Source organism: Mycobacterium sp. smrl_JER01 (assembly GCF_048513595.2).
In the GTDB taxonomy this organism is placed as follows: domain Bacteria; phylum Actinomycetota; class Actinomycetes; order Mycobacteriales; family Mycobacteriaceae; genus Mycobacterium.
Genome location: NZ_JBLXXK020000001.1, coordinates 3,051,966 through 3,070,390, shown reverse-complemented (window position 1 = coordinate 3,070,390; position 18,425 = coordinate 3,051,966). Strand labels below are relative to the sequence as shown.

6 protein-coding genes and 1 riboswitch are annotated in these 18,425 nt (G+C 69.4%); all 6 genes read right to left on the bottom strand.

From position 1 onward, the window contains the following. The 6 genes from ACNUDN_RS14455 to gcvP all read right to left on the bottom strand — a co-directional run bounded on the left by ACNUDN_RS14455 (position 1) and on the right by gcvP (position 18,122). Positions 1-4,803 carry an SDR family NAD(P)-dependent oxidoreductase gene (locus tag ACNUDN_RS14455; RefSeq protein WP_419122571.1) on the bottom strand — a complete coding sequence of 1,601 codons (4,803 nt, stop codon included), beginning with the start codon at positions 4,801-4,803 and terminating at the stop codon, positions 1-3. Next, positions 4,800-6,596, bottom strand: a complete 1,797-nt coding sequence (locus ACNUDN_RS14450; protein ID WP_419122570.1) for an AMP-binding protein — start codon at positions 6,594-6,596, stop codon at positions 4,800-4,802. The genes ACNUDN_RS14455 and ACNUDN_RS14450 overlap by 4 nt, the downstream gene beginning before the upstream one ends. Positions 6,597-6,655: 59 nt before the next feature. Beyond that, positions 6,656-12,187: a type I polyketide synthase gene (locus tag ACNUDN_RS14445; RefSeq protein ID WP_431960083.1), complete on the bottom strand. Its 5,532-nt coding sequence runs from the start codon at positions 12,185-12,187 to the stop codon at positions 6,656-6,658. Further along, positions 12,184-13,962 (bottom strand): AMP-binding protein, encoded by a 1,779-nt coding sequence (locus tag ACNUDN_RS14440; RefSeq protein WP_419122567.1) that lies wholly within the window; start codon positions 13,960-13,962, stop codon positions 12,184-12,186. Before ACNUDN_RS14440 ends, ACNUDN_RS14445 begins: the two co-directional genes overlap by 4 nt. Positions 13,963-14,529: 567 nt before the next feature. Further along, a complete protein-coding gene (locus ACNUDN_RS14435; protein WP_419122566.1) occupies positions 14,530-15,270 on the bottom strand; it encodes a thioesterase II family protein in 741 nt (246 codons plus the stop codon). Between the two features lie 20 nt (positions 15,271-15,290). Next, a complete protein-coding gene (gcvP, locus tag ACNUDN_RS14430) occupies positions 15,291-18,122 on the bottom strand; it encodes an aminomethyl-transferring glycine dehydrogenase (protein ID WP_419125174.1) in 2,832 nt (943 codons plus the stop codon). A 184-nt stretch (positions 18,123-18,306) separates the two neighbouring features. After that, positions 18,307-18,405, bottom strand: a riboswitch (glycine riboswitch). Positions 18,406-18,425 lie beyond the last annotated feature (20 nt).

The following is an 18,425-nucleotide window of genomic DNA, read 5'->3' as shown; positions in this document are numbered from 1 at the left end:
TCAACTCAGTCTTTCCGAAAGTCTCGCCAGTAGCTCGTCCTCGGCCAGGTCGTCGTAGACGTCAGCGTCGACTTCCACGTCACCGGGGCTGTCTTCGCCCCGGCCCGCAACCTCGGTACCGGCGGTCTCGATTGTCTCAGGAAGAATCGATGCCAGGAAATCGGTCAGCGCTTCGACGGTCGGATAGTCGAAGACCACCGAAGCCGGCAGCACCTCCCCCAGCTTTTCGCTCAGGGCGCGCTGCAACGTTACGCTCATCAGCGAATCCATCCCGAACTGGAAGAACCCGACGGTGGGCTCCAGGGTATGCGCGGAGGCCAGGCCCATCGCCGCAGCGACCTGCGTGGTCACCAGATCGGTCAGCAAATCCATCCGCCGGTCGGCTGCACAGTCGCGCAGCTCCGCGCGGAACGGGGTGTCCCCGGTCGGTGCGGCCGGCGCGTCCCCGAGTCCGTCGGCCAGCAGGTCGTCGACGATGTGCAGCGCGGCCCGGCTGCGGTAGGCCGCCGCCAGCCGCGGCCAGTCCGCCGAGACCACGGTCGTGCGGGCCGGCGCTTCGGGGCCGAGGAAGTACCGCAGCGCGCCGAGGGCGACGGTGTCCTCCATCGGCAGCAGACCCGATTCCAGCGTGGCCGCCAGCTCCACCCCGGTCTGCGCATCGGCCAGCGACTTCCACAGACCCCAGTTGATCGCGCACGCCGGCAACCCGGCGGCCCGGCGGGCGAACGCGAACGTGTCCAGGAACGTCGTGGTGGCCGCGTAGTGCGCCAGCCAGCGCGAGCCCAGCACCCCGGAGATGGACGTGAACAGCACGAACTGGTCCACCGGCTGCGTCAGCGACAGCTCGTGCAGGTGTGCGACGGCATCCATCTTGGAGCGGAACATCGCGCTGACGTCGTCGGAGGTCATCTCGTCGAGCGTGATCGGCCCGCCGCTCATCGCCGCCAGGTACACCCCGCCCAGTGGCGGCAGGTCGGCCCCGAACCGGTCGAAGACCGCCGCCAGCGATGCTCTGTCGGCGGCGTCGGCGGCCGCGGTGACCACGGTCGTGCCCTGGGCAGCCAGCCGCGCGGTCAGTTCGTCGAGACGGCCACCGGGGTTGCGCGACACCGCGACCACGGTTTTCGCGCCCGACGCGGCCAGCTGCTCGATCAGCCCGGGTCCGATGTTGCCCGTCGCGCCGATGACCAGATGCGACTTGTCCGCCGCGACCCCGTCCGGCGGCGGAGCGGCCGGCAGTGCGTGCACGAGCCGGGCGACGTGGCGGTTGCCGGCCCGGTAGACCAGCTGGTCCTCCCCGTCACCGCCATGGGCTTCGGCGAGCACCCACCTGGCCGCGACCACGGCCGGCACCGATGCGTCGGTGTCGATGACCGCGCCCCAGATCTCGGGATGTTCCAGGGCCAAGGTGCGACCGAGCCCCCACAGCACCGCCTGTGCCGGTTCGGCGCGGTCCCCCTCGGTGACCGGTTGGGCGTTGCGCGTCAGCAGGTAGAGCCTGGGCGCCGGGATCACTCCGGCCGCCACCGCCGCCGAAGCCAGGGTGCGACCGGTCTCGAACAACTGGTAGCCCAGGTCGTCGCCGGCGCCGGAAGTCGGCGCATAGAGCACGTGGGTGACCCCGGTCAGCGCCGCGGCGACGGTGGCCCGGTCCGCCGCGGCGGGCAGGGTGGTCACGGCGTCGGGGCGTCCCAGCGCCCCGCCCAATTGGGCGGCCAGCTGGGCGTCCCCGACGACCAGCCAGCGGGCAGTCGACTGCCCGGAATCGGTAACCGGTTGCCCGGCAAGGGGTTTGGTCGGCCAGGTGAGCTCGCAGAACCACTGCGCGGGCACCTGGTTGTCGGCGGGCAGCGCGGCCCGGCGGTCGGCGGCGAGCCGGCGCGGCGCGACGTCCACCCAGTGCCTGCCGCGATGCCACGGTGTCGACGGCAGTACGGTGTGCGGTTCGCCGTGGTGGCGGGTCTGCGGCGGACGGGTGGTATGCGTGGCGTTGAGGTTCGCGTGGAACGTCACCGTGTCGTCGGTGTCGCGGGCCAGGGTGCCGACGCAGTGGACGCCCTGCTCCCCCGCCAGGGTGTCGGCGATCGACTGACCGAGGGTGGCGTGCGGACTGATCTCGACGAACGTGCCGTGGTCCTCGGCGGCGGCGGTCACCGCGTCGCTGAACCGGACCGGGCGGCGCACGTTGGCGACCCAGTAGTCGGCGTCCAGCGTCGGGGTGCCGGCGGGGCCGGTGACCGTGGACAGGAATCGCAGGGTCGGCACGTTGGGGGTGATGCCGGCCAGCGCGGCACCGATGTCGGTGAGTACCGGTTCCATCAGCGCGGTGTGCGAGGCGACCACCATGTTCACCCGGCGGGCGAACGTGTTCTGTGCGGTGACCTCGGCGATCACCGCGTCGATCTGTTCGGGCAGGCCGGCCACCACGGTCTGGCGCGGTGACAGGTAGCCCGCGATCTCGACACTGGGATGCCCGGCGATGCGCTCGGTGGCCGCGTCGGCGGGCAGATTGAGCAGCGCGACCGCACCCTGTCCGGCGAGCCGCGACATGATCGACGAGCGCTGCGCGATCACCGTCAGGCCGTCGGCGAGGCTGAGCGCCCCGGCCACCACCGCCGCGGTGACCTCGCCCATCGAGTGCCCGATGACGGCGTCGGGATGCACACCGTAGGAACGCCACAGTTCGGTCAACGCCAACTGCAGCCCCATCAGCACGGGCTGAACCTGTGCATCACCGCTGACCGCCTTGCCGCCGGCGATGATGTCGTGCAGCGAGAACCCGACCTGCTCGACGAAGACCGGCTCGATCTCGGCCAGTGCCGCGGCGAAGACCGGCTCGTCGGCCAACAATCGCTGCGCCATCCCGGGCCACTGCGACCCCTGACCCGAGTACACGAAGACGGTACCCGGCTTGGGGACGCCGGCGGCCGGACCGACCACACCGACCGCGGACTGCCCCTCGGCCAGCGCCTGCAGGCCGGTGACGGCCGCAGCGTGGTCGCGGGCCACGACGGTGGCGAACCGGGCGTGCTCGGTGCGGTGATGGTTGAGCGTGTGGGCCACCTCGGCCAGCGGGACGTCGGCGCCCGCGCCGCGCATCCATCCGGCCACCATGGCGGCCTGCGATGCGATCCGCTCGGGCGTCTTGCCCGACACCACGAGCGTGGTCACCGCCTCCGGCGGATCCTGGGGCCGCACGGCGGCGACCGGCGCCTGTTCGATGACCACGTGGGCGTTGGTGCCGCCGAACCCGAACGACGAGATGCCGGCCCGCCGCGGCCGGCCGGCCGGAGCCCAGTCGGTGTGCTCGGCGATGACCTTGAGCCGCAGCTTGTCGAACGGGATGTGCGGGTTGGGTTCTTGGAAGCCAAGATTGGCCGGGATTCGATTGTGCTGAAGCGCCAGAACGGCTTTCGCGAAACCGGCGATGCCCGCGGCGGCCTCGAGGTGTCCGAGGTTCGACTTGACCGCACCGATCAGCAACGGAGCGTCCGCCGGCCGGCCCTTACCCAGGACGGTGCCCAGCGCGCGGGCTTCGATCGGATCACCCAGCAGGGTGCCGGTGCCGTGCGCCTCGACGTAGTCCACCTCGCGCGGATCCACACCGGCGGCTGCATAGGCCGACCTGAGCACCGCCATCTGAGCGCTCGGGTTGGGCGCCATCAGACCGTTGGACCGTCCGTCCTGGTTGACCGCCGAGCCGCGGATCACCGCGAGCACCCGGTCGCCGTCGCGCTGCGCGTCGGACAACCGTTTGAGCACCGCGACGCCGCAGCCCTCGCCGCGCACGAAACCGTCGGCGGCCGCGTCGAACGCGTGGCAGCGCCCGGTCTTCGACATCGCGTCGGCCTGATCGAGACTGCGGGTTCCGGCCGGGGACAGCAACAGGTTGACCCCCGCCGCCAGCGCCACATCCGAATCGCCCGACCGCAGGCTCTGGCTGGCCAGATGAACCGCCACCAGCGATGACGAGCAGGCGGTGTCGATGGTCACCGACGGGCCGCGGAAATCGAAGTAGTAGGACACCCGGTTGGCGATGATGCTGATCGACGAGCCGGTGCCGAACCACGCGTCGACCTCGCCGAGGTCCGCCGAACCCAGCTGTGCGTAGTCCGGCGCGCTCACCCCGGCGAAGATCCCGGTCCGGGTTTCGGCCAGCGCATCGGCCGGGATGCCGGCGTTCTCCAACGCCTCGTGGGTGACCTCCAGCAGGAGCCGCTGCTGCGGGTCCATCCGGGTCGCCTCGCGCGGCATGATCTCGAAGAACTCCGCATCGAATGCGTCCACATTGCGCAGGTAGGAGCCCGACCTGGTGGTCGATGCCAGCGCCGCCGAACCCGCAGGCGATCCGTCGTCGAACCAGGACCAGCGGTCGGCGGGCACCTGGGAGACCGCCGAGCGGCCCTCGGTGAGGAAATCCCAGAACGCGTCCGGGCCCTCGATGTTGTGGTCGGCGTCGACGCCACCCGGCACCCGGATCCCGAGCCCGATCACCGCGATCGGTTCGTCGGCCGCGCCGGACCGAACGGATCCGGGCGGGCTGTCGACCGGCTCCACCTCACCGCCGGTCAGATACCTGGCCAACGCATCCACCGTCGGGTACTGCCAGAAGTCCACCGGTGACACCGCGCGGCCGAGGAACTCCGACAGCACGCCGGTCAGCACGACGGCGTCGCGCGACCCCACGCCGAGGTCGTGCATCGACGCGCCGCGATCGATCTGCTCGGGGTTACAGCCGTTGTTCGTGACCAGGTAGTCGACCAACCACCTACGAACAGCAGCCTCGTCGAAAGCTGAGGTCATCTAGCGGCGTCCAACCTGCTGAATTCGTCGTTGCGGTACATGTCGCCGCTTCTGGCCCGGCGCACCTTGCCGCTGGTGGTCAAGGGAAGAGAGCTGGGCGCCACCAGGACGAAATCCGACAGCCGCACACTGTGCGTCATCGAGATCGCCGAGGTGACCTGCTCCTTGACCGAGGCGAGTTCGGACGGGTCGATCTGCTTCTTCAACTCGGCGATCACCACCAGCCGCTCGCTGGCTCCGTCGGGTACCGAGATCGCCGCGACGCGCCCGCCGGTGAACTCCGCGACGGTGCCCTCGATGTCGTCGGGATAGTGGTTGCGCCCGTCGACGATCAGCAGGTCCTTGATCCGTCCGATGATGAAGAGCTCGTCGTCGAACATCACACCCAGATCGCCGGTACGCAGCCAGGGGCCCTGCGGAGTGCCCGCGCTGGGCTCGTGCAGTTGCCCCGCGAACAGTTTCTCGGTGAGCTCCGGGTTCTTGAAGTAGCCGCCCGCGACGTGTTCGCCGTGCAGCCAAACCTCGCCGATCTTGCCCGCGGGGTTCTCCACGTGGGTTTCCGGATCGACCACCCGGAACATCGTCGCGCGCGGACCGCCCAGGCCCACCTGCTCGGCGCCACTGCTGGCATCGTCGCTGCGTGCACCGCCACCGTCCACGTCCACGTCACTGTTCGCGCCGATGCTCGCATCGTCACAGCGTTCCGCGTGTCCGGCCGCCAGCTTCTCGTAATCGAAGCGCACCACCGTCGGCGGCCGTCCGCCGGGCGAGGACACCACGTACACGGTGGCCTCGGCCAGGCCGTAGGACGGACGCATCGCCGACTCGGACAGCCCGTACGGACCGAATCGCTCGGCGAAGCGCCGGACCGTGGCACCGTGCACCCGCTCGGCGCCGTTGATCATCACCGCGACCCCGCCCAGGTCCAGGCCGGCCAGGTCCTCATCGCTGGTGCGTCGCACCGCGAGCTCGTAGGCGAAGTTCGGCGCCGCGGTGAAGGTGGTGCCGTTGGACGCGAGATGCCGGATCCAGCGGGCGGGTTTCTGCATGAACGCGGTCGGACTCATCGTCACGCCGGAGCAGCCGAACATCACCGGCAGGAACACCCCGACCACCAGGCCCATATCGTGGTAGAAGGGCAGCCAGGACACCACCGTGGTGTCCCTGGTGGGACCGCCCGGGATGCTCTCGAAGTAGTCATCGATCATCTGATCGACGTTGACGATGACGTTCTTGTGGGTGACGACCACACCGGCAGGAAGCCGCGTGGACCCCGACGTGTACTGCAGGTACGCCGTCTTCGGCAGTGCGACCGCCGGGCCGGGCTGCAGGGGCGAGTCGAAGTCCAGGGTGTCGACCTCCAGGAACTTCGGTGCCCGCTGGCGGGGGTCGGCCTGTCCGTACTTGCGGATGTCGTCGACCACGGCCGACGTGGTGAGCACGACCACCGGGGTGGAGTCCTTCATCGCGCCGGTGACCCGTTCGTCGTGCTGGCGCAACTGCGGCATCGACAGCGGCACCGCGATGAACCCGGCTTCGATGGCGCCGAAGAAGGCCAGGATGTATTCGAGTCCCTGCGGGGCCAGCACCACGGCGCGGTCGCCGGGCGAACCGATCTTCGCCAGCTGCCGGGCGATCACCTTGACCCGGTGGTGCATCTCAGACCAGGTGAGGCTCTCCGCGACGCCGGCCGGGTCGATTTCGTAGTCGAAGAAGGTGAACGCGGTGTCGTCGGGCTGCTGCTGCGCGCGCTCGGCGAGAACCGCGGGAATCGTGGCTACAGACGGCGCCATCGGTACATCCTTTCAATCCACTCCCGACATGGTCTCGCGCATCGGGGCACTCAGGGAAATCAGTTCTCAACGCTGTCGAACAGGGAGTCGAGCAGGCTGTCACCTGCGTCGTCGGCCCCGTCGTCGGCGCCGTCGTCGGCGTCGGGGACCAGTTGTCGCGCGAGATAATCGGCGAACGAGACGATCGTCGGATGGTTGAACAGCATGGTCGCCGACAACTCCAGCCCGACCAGACGTTCGACCTCGCGCCGGATCGACATCGCCATCACCGAGTTCAGCCCCATCTCGGCGAACGGCCGGTCGATGTGGACATCGCTCTCGGGCAGTCGCAGTTCGGTCGCCAGGATGCCGCGCAGACCGTCCCGCAACTCGGCCTGCAGCTCGTCGGGTGCCAGGGCCGCCCAGTCGCGGGTAGGGGCGCTGCGATGCGGCTCGGCGGTGACGGCGGCCGCGTCCTCGGCGGACTGCATCGGGGCCATCACGACCTGCGCGATGTCGAAACCGGTGACGAAGTCCCAGGCGGCGAACGCCTCGGCCGGCAACACCGGTCGTGACCCGACCCGTTCCAGCTCGGAGACCACCACCTGTGCTTCGCTGCCGAAGCCGAGGCCCTGCCAGGCCACCCAATCCAGGCTGACGGTGTTGTCCCCCCGGCTGTGCCGGGATCGCGCCAACGCGTCGAGGTAGGCGTTACCCGCTGCATAGGCGCCCTGTCCGGGGACACCGAACACCGCGCCGGCCGAGGCGGCCAGGTACAGGAAGTCCAGCTCGCCGACCGGGAACACCGCGTCGAGGGCGGCTGCTCCGGCCACCTTCGGCCACACCGTGCGATGGACGCGATCGGTCTCGATCTCGGTGAGCAGCTGGGCCTCGGTCATTCCCGCGGCGTGGATGACGCCACGGATCGGCGGGGCCCCGTCGGCGTCGCGCGTGTCGAGCACGGCGGTGACCGCGTCGCGGTCGGCGATGTCGAGGGCGACGGTGTCCACCGCAACCCCGCGCAGCTCCAGCGCCCGGATGGCCTCGATCTTGTGCCGGGTGTCCGGGTCGAGCGAGGCGCCGTCCCACTGTCTGCGCGGCGGCAGCGCGGTGCGACCGGCCAGCACGACGCGGCGCGCGCCGCGATCGGCCAGCCAGTCGGCCATCAGCAGGCCGAGCACGCCCATACCGCCGGTGATCAGGTAGGCGGCGTCGGGGCGGCACCGCAAGGTGTCGCGCGCCGGGGCTTCGTCGATCGCAGTCAGCACCGAGGTCTGCAGCCGGCCGTCGCGCAGCACTGCGACGGACTTGACCGGGGTGGGCAGGGCTGCGGCGAGCGCGGCGGCCGATCCGGCCGAATCTTCGGCGGGCAGGTCGACCAGGCCGCCCCAGAGTTGGGGCTGTTCGGCGCCGATCACCCCGGCCAGTCCCCACAGGCTGCTCTGCCGCAGCGCATCGGCGGTGGCGGACTCGTGCACCCCGCGGGTGACGATCCACAACGTGGCCGGATTGCGCGGCTCGCGACCGGCCAGCGTGCCGACCAGCGCCGCCACCTCGGTGGTCAGCCGCACCGACACGTCCTGATCGGTGCCACCGTCGGGGTCGGCCACGTAGATCACGAACCGGGCGTCGACGACCTCGGCGGCCGGGTGTCCCTGAGCGGTCAGGGCCGCACGCACCGCGTCGGCGGTGTCGCCGGTGCCGATGACCGCGACCGCACCGGTGGCGTCGGCGTCGGCGTCGGTCCCGGGCGTCCAGTCCTGCCAGTCGAGACGATGCGCGATCCGGCGCGGATCCGAGGCACCGGCCGCCGCCACGGTTTCGATCTCGACCGGCGCGTAGCGCAGCCCACGGATCTGTGTGAGCGGTGCCCCGTCGATCGTGATGTCGCCGTCGACCGTGATGTCGCCGTCGATCGTGATGTCAACGAGCAGATCGTCACCGGCACGTCCGCGACTGTGCGCCGTCACGACTGCTCGGTCGCCGCCCGGCGCACCGGCGCCGCGACCACGGATGCTGACCCTGTCCGCCCAGGACGGCACCATCAGGCCCGGGGTCGTCGAGTCGACCAGGCGCCCGAGGTTGACTGCCGCGTCGAGCAGGCCCGTCGGCGAACCGCCCGGCAGGTCGACCACGGCGCGCAGCTCACCGGGTGTCACCTCGTGCGAGGCCACAGTCCACGGATAGGCCAGCCCGTCGATACCCCAGGCGTTGTGCAGTTCGGCCAGGGCCGTCGGCTCATACGGCGCGGAGGTCACCGGGCCCGGTGCAGCCGGATCCTCGGCGATCTGCGTTGTGAAATCCGCGTCGTGTGCCACCCGGGCCGTGACGTGGCGGATCCAGCGCTGCGGCGCGGCGTCGTCGTCGGTCGCGGCGGTCGAGGAGATCGTGACGGTGTCACCGTCGGTGAAGACCTGGACCAGCCGCGGTGACTCCACGGTGATCGGGAAGTCGAACCGCACGTCGGCCACTGTCGACGCGCCGGATCGGGCCGCCGCCGACAGCAGTGTCTGCAACAGCACCGACAGCGGCACGATCTCGACCCCGGCGAATGTGTGCGAGTTCGGATAGGGGCGGGCCTTCGGGGCCAGTCTGGCCTGCCATAGATGGCCCGGCCGGGTCCCCGCCACGGCCGTGTGGGCGCCAAGCACGGTACCCGGTGTCGGTGCCGCCGCGCCCGAGGGCTTGTGCTTGCGGATGGCCCAGTGGTGGGTGTGGTGCCACGGTGTGGTCGGCAGCGGGGTGTGTGGTTCACCGCGGTGCGTGGTCTCCGGCGGGTGGCTGGTGAACGTCGCGTTCAGGGCGGTGTGGAACGTCAACGTGTCGTCGGTGTCACGCGCCAGCGTGCCCAGACTGACGTGGCCGGCGGACTCCAGCGTGTCGTTGATCGCGTAGGTCAGGATGGGGTTCGCGCTGACCTCGATGAACGTCCCGATCTCGGCCGCCGCCGCGGTGACGGCCTGGCTGAACCGGACCGGCTGGCGGACGTTGGCGACCCAGTAGTCGGCGTCCAGTGTGGGTTCGGCCTCGGGTTCGGCGACCGTCGACAGGAACGGGATGTTCGGTGTGCGCGGCGTGATCCCGGCCAGCGCCTCGCGCAGGTCGGGCAGCACCGGGTCCATCAATGCGGTGTGGGAGGCGACCTCCATGTTCACCCGCCTGGCGAACCTGTCCTGGGCGCCGACGGCCGCGATGACCGCGTCGACCTGGTCGGGCAGCCCGGCCACCACGGTCTGGCGCGGGGAGACGAATCCGGCGATCTCGACGCTGGGATAGTCGCCGACGAACGCCGCCGCGGCCTCGGGATCGAGCTCGATCAACGCGACGGCGCCCTGCCCGGCCAGCCGGGACATGATCGACGACCGTGCGGCGATGACTTTCAGCCCGTCGGCCAGGCTCAGCGCTCCGGCGACGACGGCGGCGGTGACCTCGCCCATCGAGTGCCCGATGACGGCGTCGGGATGCACACCGTAGGAACGCCACAGTTCGGTCAACGCCAGCTGCAGGCCCATCAGCACCGGCTGCACCTGGGCGTCACCGCTGATCGGTGCCGCGCCGGCGATGATGTCGTGCAGCGAGAAGCCGACCTGTTCGACGAAGACCGGTTCGATCTCGGTGAGTGCCTGTGCGAACGCCGGTTCATCGGCCAGCAATCGCTGCGCCATGCCGGGCCACTGCGAGCCCTGTCCGGAGTACACGAACACCGTGCCGCGCCGGCGTCCCCCGGCTTGTGCGGCCACCACGCCCGGGGCGGTCTGGCCGTCGGCCAGGGCGCGCAGCCCGGCGATGGCCTGGTCTCGGTCCCGGGCCGCGACCGTGGCGAACTTGCTGTGCTGCGAGCGATGGTGGTTGAGCGTGTGCGCGATGTCGGCGAGCGCCGCGTCGGCGCCCGGCCCGGACATCCAGTCGGCGAGCATGGCGGCCTGCGCGGCAATCCGCTCCGGGCTGCGCCCCGAGACCACCAGTGTGGTCACGGCGGGCTGGGCCTGACCGTTGGTCGCCGGCGCGGTCTGCGGTGCCTGCTCGATGACCACGTGCGCATTGGTGCCCCCGAAGCCGAACGAGGAGATGCCCGCGCGCCGCGGACGACCGGCCGGTGCCGCCCAATCGGTGTGGTCGGCGATGACCTTCAGCCGCAGGTTGTCGAACGGGATGTGCGGGTTGGGCGTCTGGTAACCGAGGTTCGCCGGGATCTGTCGGTGTTGCAGCGCCAGCACGGCCTTGGCGAAGCCGGCGATGCCGGCCGCGGCCTCCAGGTGCCCCAGGTTGGATTTGACCGCGCCGAGCAGCAGCGGTTTGTCGGCCGACCGGCCGCGACCCAACACGGTACCGAGCGCCCGGGCCTCGATCGGATCACCGAGCAGCGTGCCCGTACCGTGGGTCTCCACGTAGTCGACCTCGCGGGGTTCGATGCCCGCCGCCGCGTACGCCGACCGCAACACCGCCATCTGAGCGGCGGGGTTGGGGGCCATCAAACCGTTGGAGCGTCCATCCTGGTTGACCGCGGAGCCGCGGATCACCGCGAGGATGCGGTCGCCGTCGCGTTGCGCGTCGGAAAGGCGTTTGAGCACCGCAACGCCGCAGCCCTCCCCGCGCACGAAGCCGTCGGCGGCGGCGTCGAAGGCGTGACACTGCCCGGTCTTCGACATCGCCTCGAGCTGATCGAAGCTGCGCGTCACCGCGGGCGACAACAGCAGGTTGACCCCGGCGGCCAACGCCATGTTGGAGTCACCGGAGCGCAGGCTCTGACAAGCCAGATGGATCGTGACCAGCGACGACGAGCACGCCGTGTCGATGGTGACCGACGGGCCGCGTAGGTCGAAGTAATACGACACCCGGTTGGCGATGATGCTCAGCGCGCCGCCGGTGCCCGACCAGGAGTCGACGTCGCCCAGGTCCACCGTGGACAGGTAGCCGTACTCGCCGAGGCAGGCTGCGGCGAAAACCCCGGTCTGGGTGTGCCGCAGTGTGTGTGCCGGAATGCCGGCGTGCTCGAGCGCCTCCTGGGTGACCTCCAGCAGCAACCGCTGCTGGGGATCCATCTTGTCGGCCTCGCTGGGCGAGATCTCGAAGAACTCGGCGTCGAAGGCGTCCAGGTCGCGCAGGAACGACCCCCAGCGGGTGGTGCCGGCCAGGGCCGCGGCCGCTTCCGGGGAGTTGATCTGGAAGGAGTCCCAGCGGTCCTCGGGGACCTGCCGGACCGCCGACCGGCCCTCCATCAGGAACCGCCAGTACGCGTCCGGCCCGGTGATGTTGCCGTCGACCTCGTCGCCGCCGGGGAAGCGGCAACCCAGGCCGATCACCGCGATCGGTTCGTCGTCGGTGCCGTGATCCCGGCTCGGGACGGCTTCTGCCACCGGATCGACCTCGCCGCCGGTGAGGAACTTGGCCAGTGCGTTGATCGTCGGGTACTGCCAGAACTCCACCGGTGACACGGTGCGGCCCAGCAGCTCGGAGAGCTCACCGGTCAGCACGACGGCGTCGCTGGAACCGACGGCCAGGTCGCTCAGTGGTGCATCGAAATCGATCTCGTCGGGACTGCAACCGATGTTGGTGACCAGATAGTCGACCAACCAGTTACGGATTGCGTCCTCGTCGAAAGCAAAGGTCATGTAGTGACGTCCAACCGGCTGAACTCGTCATGTTGATAACGATCAACACAGGCCGAGCGCCGGATCTTTCCGCTAGTGGTGATGGGGATGGAACCGGGTGCCACCAGCACCAGGTCGGCGACGCGCACACTGTGCGAGCGCTTGATGGCCGAGGCCACCTCGCGCTTGACCGCCCGCAGCTTGTCGAGGGCCTCGGCTTCGGAGCTGCCCTTCTTCTTCAGCTCCGCGATGGCCACGAGCTGCTCGCTGGTGTCGTCGAGTACCGAGATGGCCGCGACCCGGCCGCCGGTGATCTCCTGGATGGTGGCTTCGATGTCGTCAGGGTAGTGGTTGCGCCCGTCGACGATGAGCAAGTCCTTGATACGGCCGATGATGAACATCTCGCCTTCGGACATCACGCCGAGGTCGCCGGTCTTCAGCCACGGACCGACCGGGGTGCCTTCGGAGGGATCGGCGATCTCGCCGCCGAAGGTGCGCTCGGTCTGCTGCGGGTTGCGCCAGTAGCCCATCGCCACCTGATCGCCGTGCACCCAGATCTCACCGATCTTGCCGTCCGGGTTCTCGGTGCGACTCTCGGGATCGACGATGCGCACGGTGGACGAGCGGGGGGACCCGTAGCTGACCAGCTCGGTGCCCGAATCGGTGCCGCACCGCTCGGCGTGGCCGGCCGAGAGCTTCTCGTAGTCGAACCGCACCGTCGCCGGGGTGTGGCCGGTGGGCGCGGAGATGACGTACAGGGTGGCCTCGGCCAGCCCGTAGGACGGACGCACCGTGGTGTCGGGCATGTTGAACTGTGCGAAGCGCTCGTTGAACCGGCGGATGGTCGCCGAGTGGATGCGCTCACTGCCGCTGATGATGCCCAGCACGTCGCCCAGGTCCATGCCCGCGAGGTCGGCATCGGAGGTGCGGCGCACCGACAATTCGAAGGCGAAGTTCGGCGCGGCCGACCAGGAATGGGTGTTGATGGCGAGCTGCTGAATCCAGCGGGCCGGCTTCTGCAGGAAGGCCACCGGGCTCATCAGCACGGCAGGCCGCCCCCACGAGCCGTCCGGCCCGTCGGGCGGGCACAGCAGCGTCGCGAAGACACCCTGGATGAGCCCCATGTCGTGATAGAAGGGCAACCACGACACCATCGTGGTGTCCTGCGGCGGCACACCACCACGGTGCGACATGTAGTCGGTGAAGATCTGCTCGAGATTGGCGATCACGTTCCGGTGGGTCATGATGACCCCGGCCGGGGACCTGGTCGAACCCGAGGTGTACTGCAGATAGGCGGTCTTGGGCAGCGGACCGACGTTCACCTCGACCGTACGTGGCGAATCGAAGTCGAGCGCGTCGACCTCCACCACCGCGGGCGGATTGCCCCCGGGTAGATTGCCGACGTAGGTCATGATGTCGCCGACGACGGCCGACGTGGTCAGCACCGCGACCGGCTGGCAGTCCCGCAGTGCGCCGTTGACCCGCTCGTCGAGCTGTCCCAGGGCGGGCACCGGAAGCGGCACGGCGATGAATCCGGCGGTCATCGCGCCGTAGAAGGCGATGATGTACTCCAGGCCCTGCGGCGCCAGAATCGCCGCGCGGTCGCCCTTGGTGCCGTGGCGCAGCAGTTCTTCTGCGACGATCTGAACCCTCTGGTAGACCTGTGCCCAGGTGAGCGTCTCGGCGAAGCCCTCGGGGTCGACGTCGTAGTCGATGAAGGTGTAGGCCACTTCGTCGGGCTGCAGGCGCGCACGCTCGGCGAGCAAGCCAGGAATGGTCGACTCAAGCAACGGCATGGCGACGTCCTTTCAACTTATCTTCTGCGCCCCGGCTTCATTGCCGTGGTTGGCAAACCAGTTCGCAGCTCGTGGCCGCGCATTCCCCCGCTCGCCCGAAGGCTAACACTGACACGTAAATAATGTCGTCTATTCCGACCACGGATTAGACCACGAATTGCTTGCCAGAGGGAAGTCGACAGTTTCTGCCAGTTTTCGCCGGAACGGCAGGGATCCGCGGGTACCGGTCCACCCTCGTGGTCGTCACCTGGTTTTGCCAGTCATCGGAACACCCCACCTAGTCCTCGGTATTCGTGTTGCTCGCCTGTGCGACTGCCTGGTACGCGGTGTCGAGGGCGCCGTCACTGATTGCAATGCTCGTATCCGCTTGACGCGTGCGTAAGGCATTTGCCCAGATCGCACCTCCGCGTCAAGTTCTGATCTGACTCCTCAGTAAGAAGCAGGTCCGGCGAGGTCTTGGTGCCCCCTGCGGGCGCGTTGCTCCACCCGGCAGACGTGTGCTCTGCAGGAATTTCAGCGACGAACAGCAGGGAAAGCACGCTGTGGTCAACACCACAGGTGGGCGGTCTATTCGCGGAGCCGCGACCAGATCTTCTGCTCGATGTCGGGCACGATCTCGGCCAGGTGGTCATTGAGGTAGAAGTGGTGGCCGGGGAACTCGCGGCAGGTGAAGTCCCCCCGCGTCCGGTCAGCCCACGGCTTGACCTTGTCGGCCGTCGCGATCTCGTCGTCGTCACCGTAGAACGCGTGGATCGGACCCGACAGCGTCACCTCCGGCGGACAGGTGTAGGTGGCAATCGCCTTGAGCCCGCGCAGCGTCGGCAGGATCGCCGCGGCGAACTCCGGATTCTCCATGAACTCCGGTTTGGCGCCGGTCATGGAGCTCACCGCTGCCAACAGACCGTCATCGTCGTCGGGAATGTCCTCGTAACCCACCCGGCCGGGTGCGGCGACGGCGGAGACGAACAGCGCCGTGATCGGCCGGCCGGCTTCTTCGAAGCGCCGGGCCACCTCGAAAGCCAGCAAACCCCCCATACTGTGCCCGAAAAAAGCGATGGGAGGTCCGTCAACGCCACCTTCCTTGTCCGGGGAGACCATCGTGCAGACCTCGTCGGCCAGCGCGGGCAAGCTGGTGAACGAGGCGAAGTCCTGCTTGCCGCGCTGCCCGGGATACTGCACCGCCACCCGCTTGATGTCGGTGCTGAAGGTTTTGGCGAACGGTACGTAGTACTGCGCCGACCCGCCCGCGTGCGGAAAGATGAACAGCTTCGGTTGACCCGCCGAACCATCCCCAGGGGCTCCTGTCATGCCGGTCACCCTATCGCCCGTCAGGCGAACGCCTCCACCGGCGGGCACGAGCACACCAGGTTCCGGTCGCCGTAGGCGCCGTCGATGCGGCGCACAGGCGGCCACACCTTCGGCCGGAACGTCTTGCCCAGTGGATAGGCGGCCTGTTCACGGCTGTACGGATGGTCCCAGTTGTCGACGAGCAGGCACTCCGCGGTGTGCGGTGCGCCGCGCAACGGGTTGTCGTCCACCGGCCAGGTCCCGGCACCCACCGTGTCGATCTCGCCGCGGATCGCGATCATCGCCTCGCAGAAGGCGTCGATCTCGGCCAGCGACTCGCTCTCGGTCGGCTCGACCATCAGCGTGCCCGCGACGGGGAAACTCATGGTCGGGGCGTGGAAACCGTAATCGGCGAGGCGTTTGGCGACGTCGTCGACCGTGACGCCGGTCGCCTTGGTGAGGGCACGCAGATCGAGGATGCACTCGTGGGCGACCATGCCGTTCTCACCGGTGTAGAGCACCGGGTAGTACTCGTCGAGCCGGCGGGCGATGTAGTTGGCCGACGCGATGGCCACCAGCGACGCCGACCGCAGTCCCTCGGCGCCCATCATGCGGATATATGCCCAGGTGATGGGCAGGATCGAGGCGGATCCGTATGGGGCCGCCGACACGGTGTGCCCGTCGGAGAGTTCGTCGGCCAGGGGATGTCCCGGCAGGAAAGGGGCGAGGTGGGCGCGCACCGCGACCGGCCCGACTCCCGGCCCGCCGCCGCCGTGCGGGATGCAGAACGTCTTGTGCAGGTTCAGGTGGCTGACGTCACCGCCGAACCGGCCCGGCCGTGCCAGCCCGACCAGGGCGTTCAGATTGGCGCCGTCCACGTAGACCTGGCCGCCGGCGTCGTGCACCGCGGCGCAGATCTCGGCGATGTCGTGTTCGTAGACCCCGTGGGTGGACGGGTAGGTGATCATCAGCGCGGACAGCCGGTCGGCATGGTCGGCGACCTTGGCCCGCAGATCGTCGAGATCGACGTCGCCGTTCGCCCGGCAGGCGACCACCACGACCTTCATCCCGACCATCGCGGCCGACGCGGCATTCGTGCCGTGCGCGCTCGACGGGATCAGACAGACCGTGCGGGCGGTGTCCCCGCGAGCCGCATGGTAGGCCTGGATGGCCAGCAGGCCCGCGTACTCCCCCTGCGACCCGGCGTTGGGCTGCAGCGAGGCCTCGTCGTAGCCGGTGATACCGGTGAGCCACGACTGCAGGTCGGCGATCAACCGGCGCAGGCCCGGTGTGTCCGCAGCCGGGGCGAACGGATGCTGGCGGCCGAACTCCGGCCAGGTGATCGACTCCATCTCGGCGGCCGCGTTCAGTTTCATGGTGCAGGAACCGAGGGGGATCATGCTGCGATCCAGCGCGATGTCCTTGTCGGCCAGCGAGCGCAGGTAACGCATCATCTCGGTCTCGGTGCGGTACCTGTGGAACGCCGGATGCGTGAGGAACTGCGAGGTCCTCGTCGCGATGGACGGCCCGTCGTAGTTCCCGGTCGCCGGGGCGGCCGAGAACGCGGCGAGGACGTCGCGCACGTGCGCATCGGTGGTCGCCTCGTCGCAGGCCACCGAGACGTGGTCGTCGTCGACGACCCACACGTTGATGCCGCGCTGCTTGGCGGCCGAGCGGACCTCGGCCGCGCGTCCGGGCACCCGGGCCAGCACGGTGTCGAAGAACGCTGTGTGCACCACCTCGACGCCGGCGGCCGACAGCCCGGCGGCCACACCGCGGGCGTGCCGGTGTACCCGCTGCGCGATCGCGGTCAGCCCGTGCGCGCCGTGGTAGCTCGCATACATCGCCGCCATCACCGCGAGCAGAACCTGGGCGGTGCAGATGTTGCTGGTGGCCTTGTCGCGGCGAATGTGCTGCTCACGGGTCTGCAGTGCGAGCCGATAGGCCGGCGAACCATCCGCGTCGACCGAAACCCCGACCAGCCGCCCGGGCAGCTGGCGCGCATGCGTGGCGTGCACCGCCAGATAGCCGGCGTGCGGCCCCCCGAATCCCATCGGCACACCGAACCGCTGTGTGCTTCCGAACGCGATGTCGGCACCGATCTCCCCGGGCGGGGTGATCAAGGTCAACGCCAGCAGATCCGCCCCGACAGCGACCAGCGCGCCACGTCGGTGTGCCTCGGCGATCAGGTCCGACCAATCCACGACGGCTCCACCAGCGCCGGGCAGCTGCGCGATCACCCCGAAGAACTCACCCTCGGGTAGCCCCTGGCGGAGGTCGGCGGTGACGATCTCGATGCCGAGCGGCTCGGCACGGGTGGCCAGCACCGCGGCGGTCTGGGCGTACACGTCGACGTCGACGGCCAGCCTGGTGGAGGAGCCACGCACCGCGCGCAGCATCAGCGTCATCGCCTCCGCGGCGGCGGTGCCCTCGTCGAGCATCGAGGCATTCGCGACCTCGAGGCCGGTCAGGTCGGTGACCATGGTCTGGAAGTTCAGCAGTGCTTCCAGCCTGCCCTGGCTGATCTCGGGCTGGTACGGCGTGTAAGCGGTGTACCAGGCCGGATTCTCCATGATGTTACGCAGCAGCACCGGCGGGGTGAGCGTGTCGTAGTAGCCCTGCCCGATCATCGACACCGCGACGGTGTTCGAATCGGCCAACGCCCGCAACTCCGCGAGTGCCTGGGCCTCGCTGGCCGCGGGGGGTAGGTGTTCCAGTCCGGGCGCGACACCGGCCGCGGTCAGCGGATCGAGGATCCCGGCGGGCAGCGCCTTGGCCGCCAGCTCGTCGAGCGACTCGACGCCGATGGTGCTCAGCAGCGTGTCGACGGCCGGAGCGTCGGGGCCGATGTGGCGGTCGACGAAGGACGGGATGCGGGACTGATCGGACACGTGCGGACTCTCCCGGGGCGCGTACAGAAGCGGCTCCTCCCCCTCTGTCGTCGACCCGAACCGGGCTGCCTGAGAGATTCGGCGCCCGCCATCTCAGCGAGAGACCTTTCCCCATGGGCGGGGTCGCCGGCCGTCACGGGCGGCGAACCACTTTCCAGAGACATCGGGGCTTCGCGCGGTCCTGGATGCCTGAGAGGTTGACGGAGAGGTGTTGCTCCTTCGGCGTCCGTGGCTGGCAACCACGGAACTCTCCCGCGCGAGGGCGATGCGAGGGTGAGTCTACTC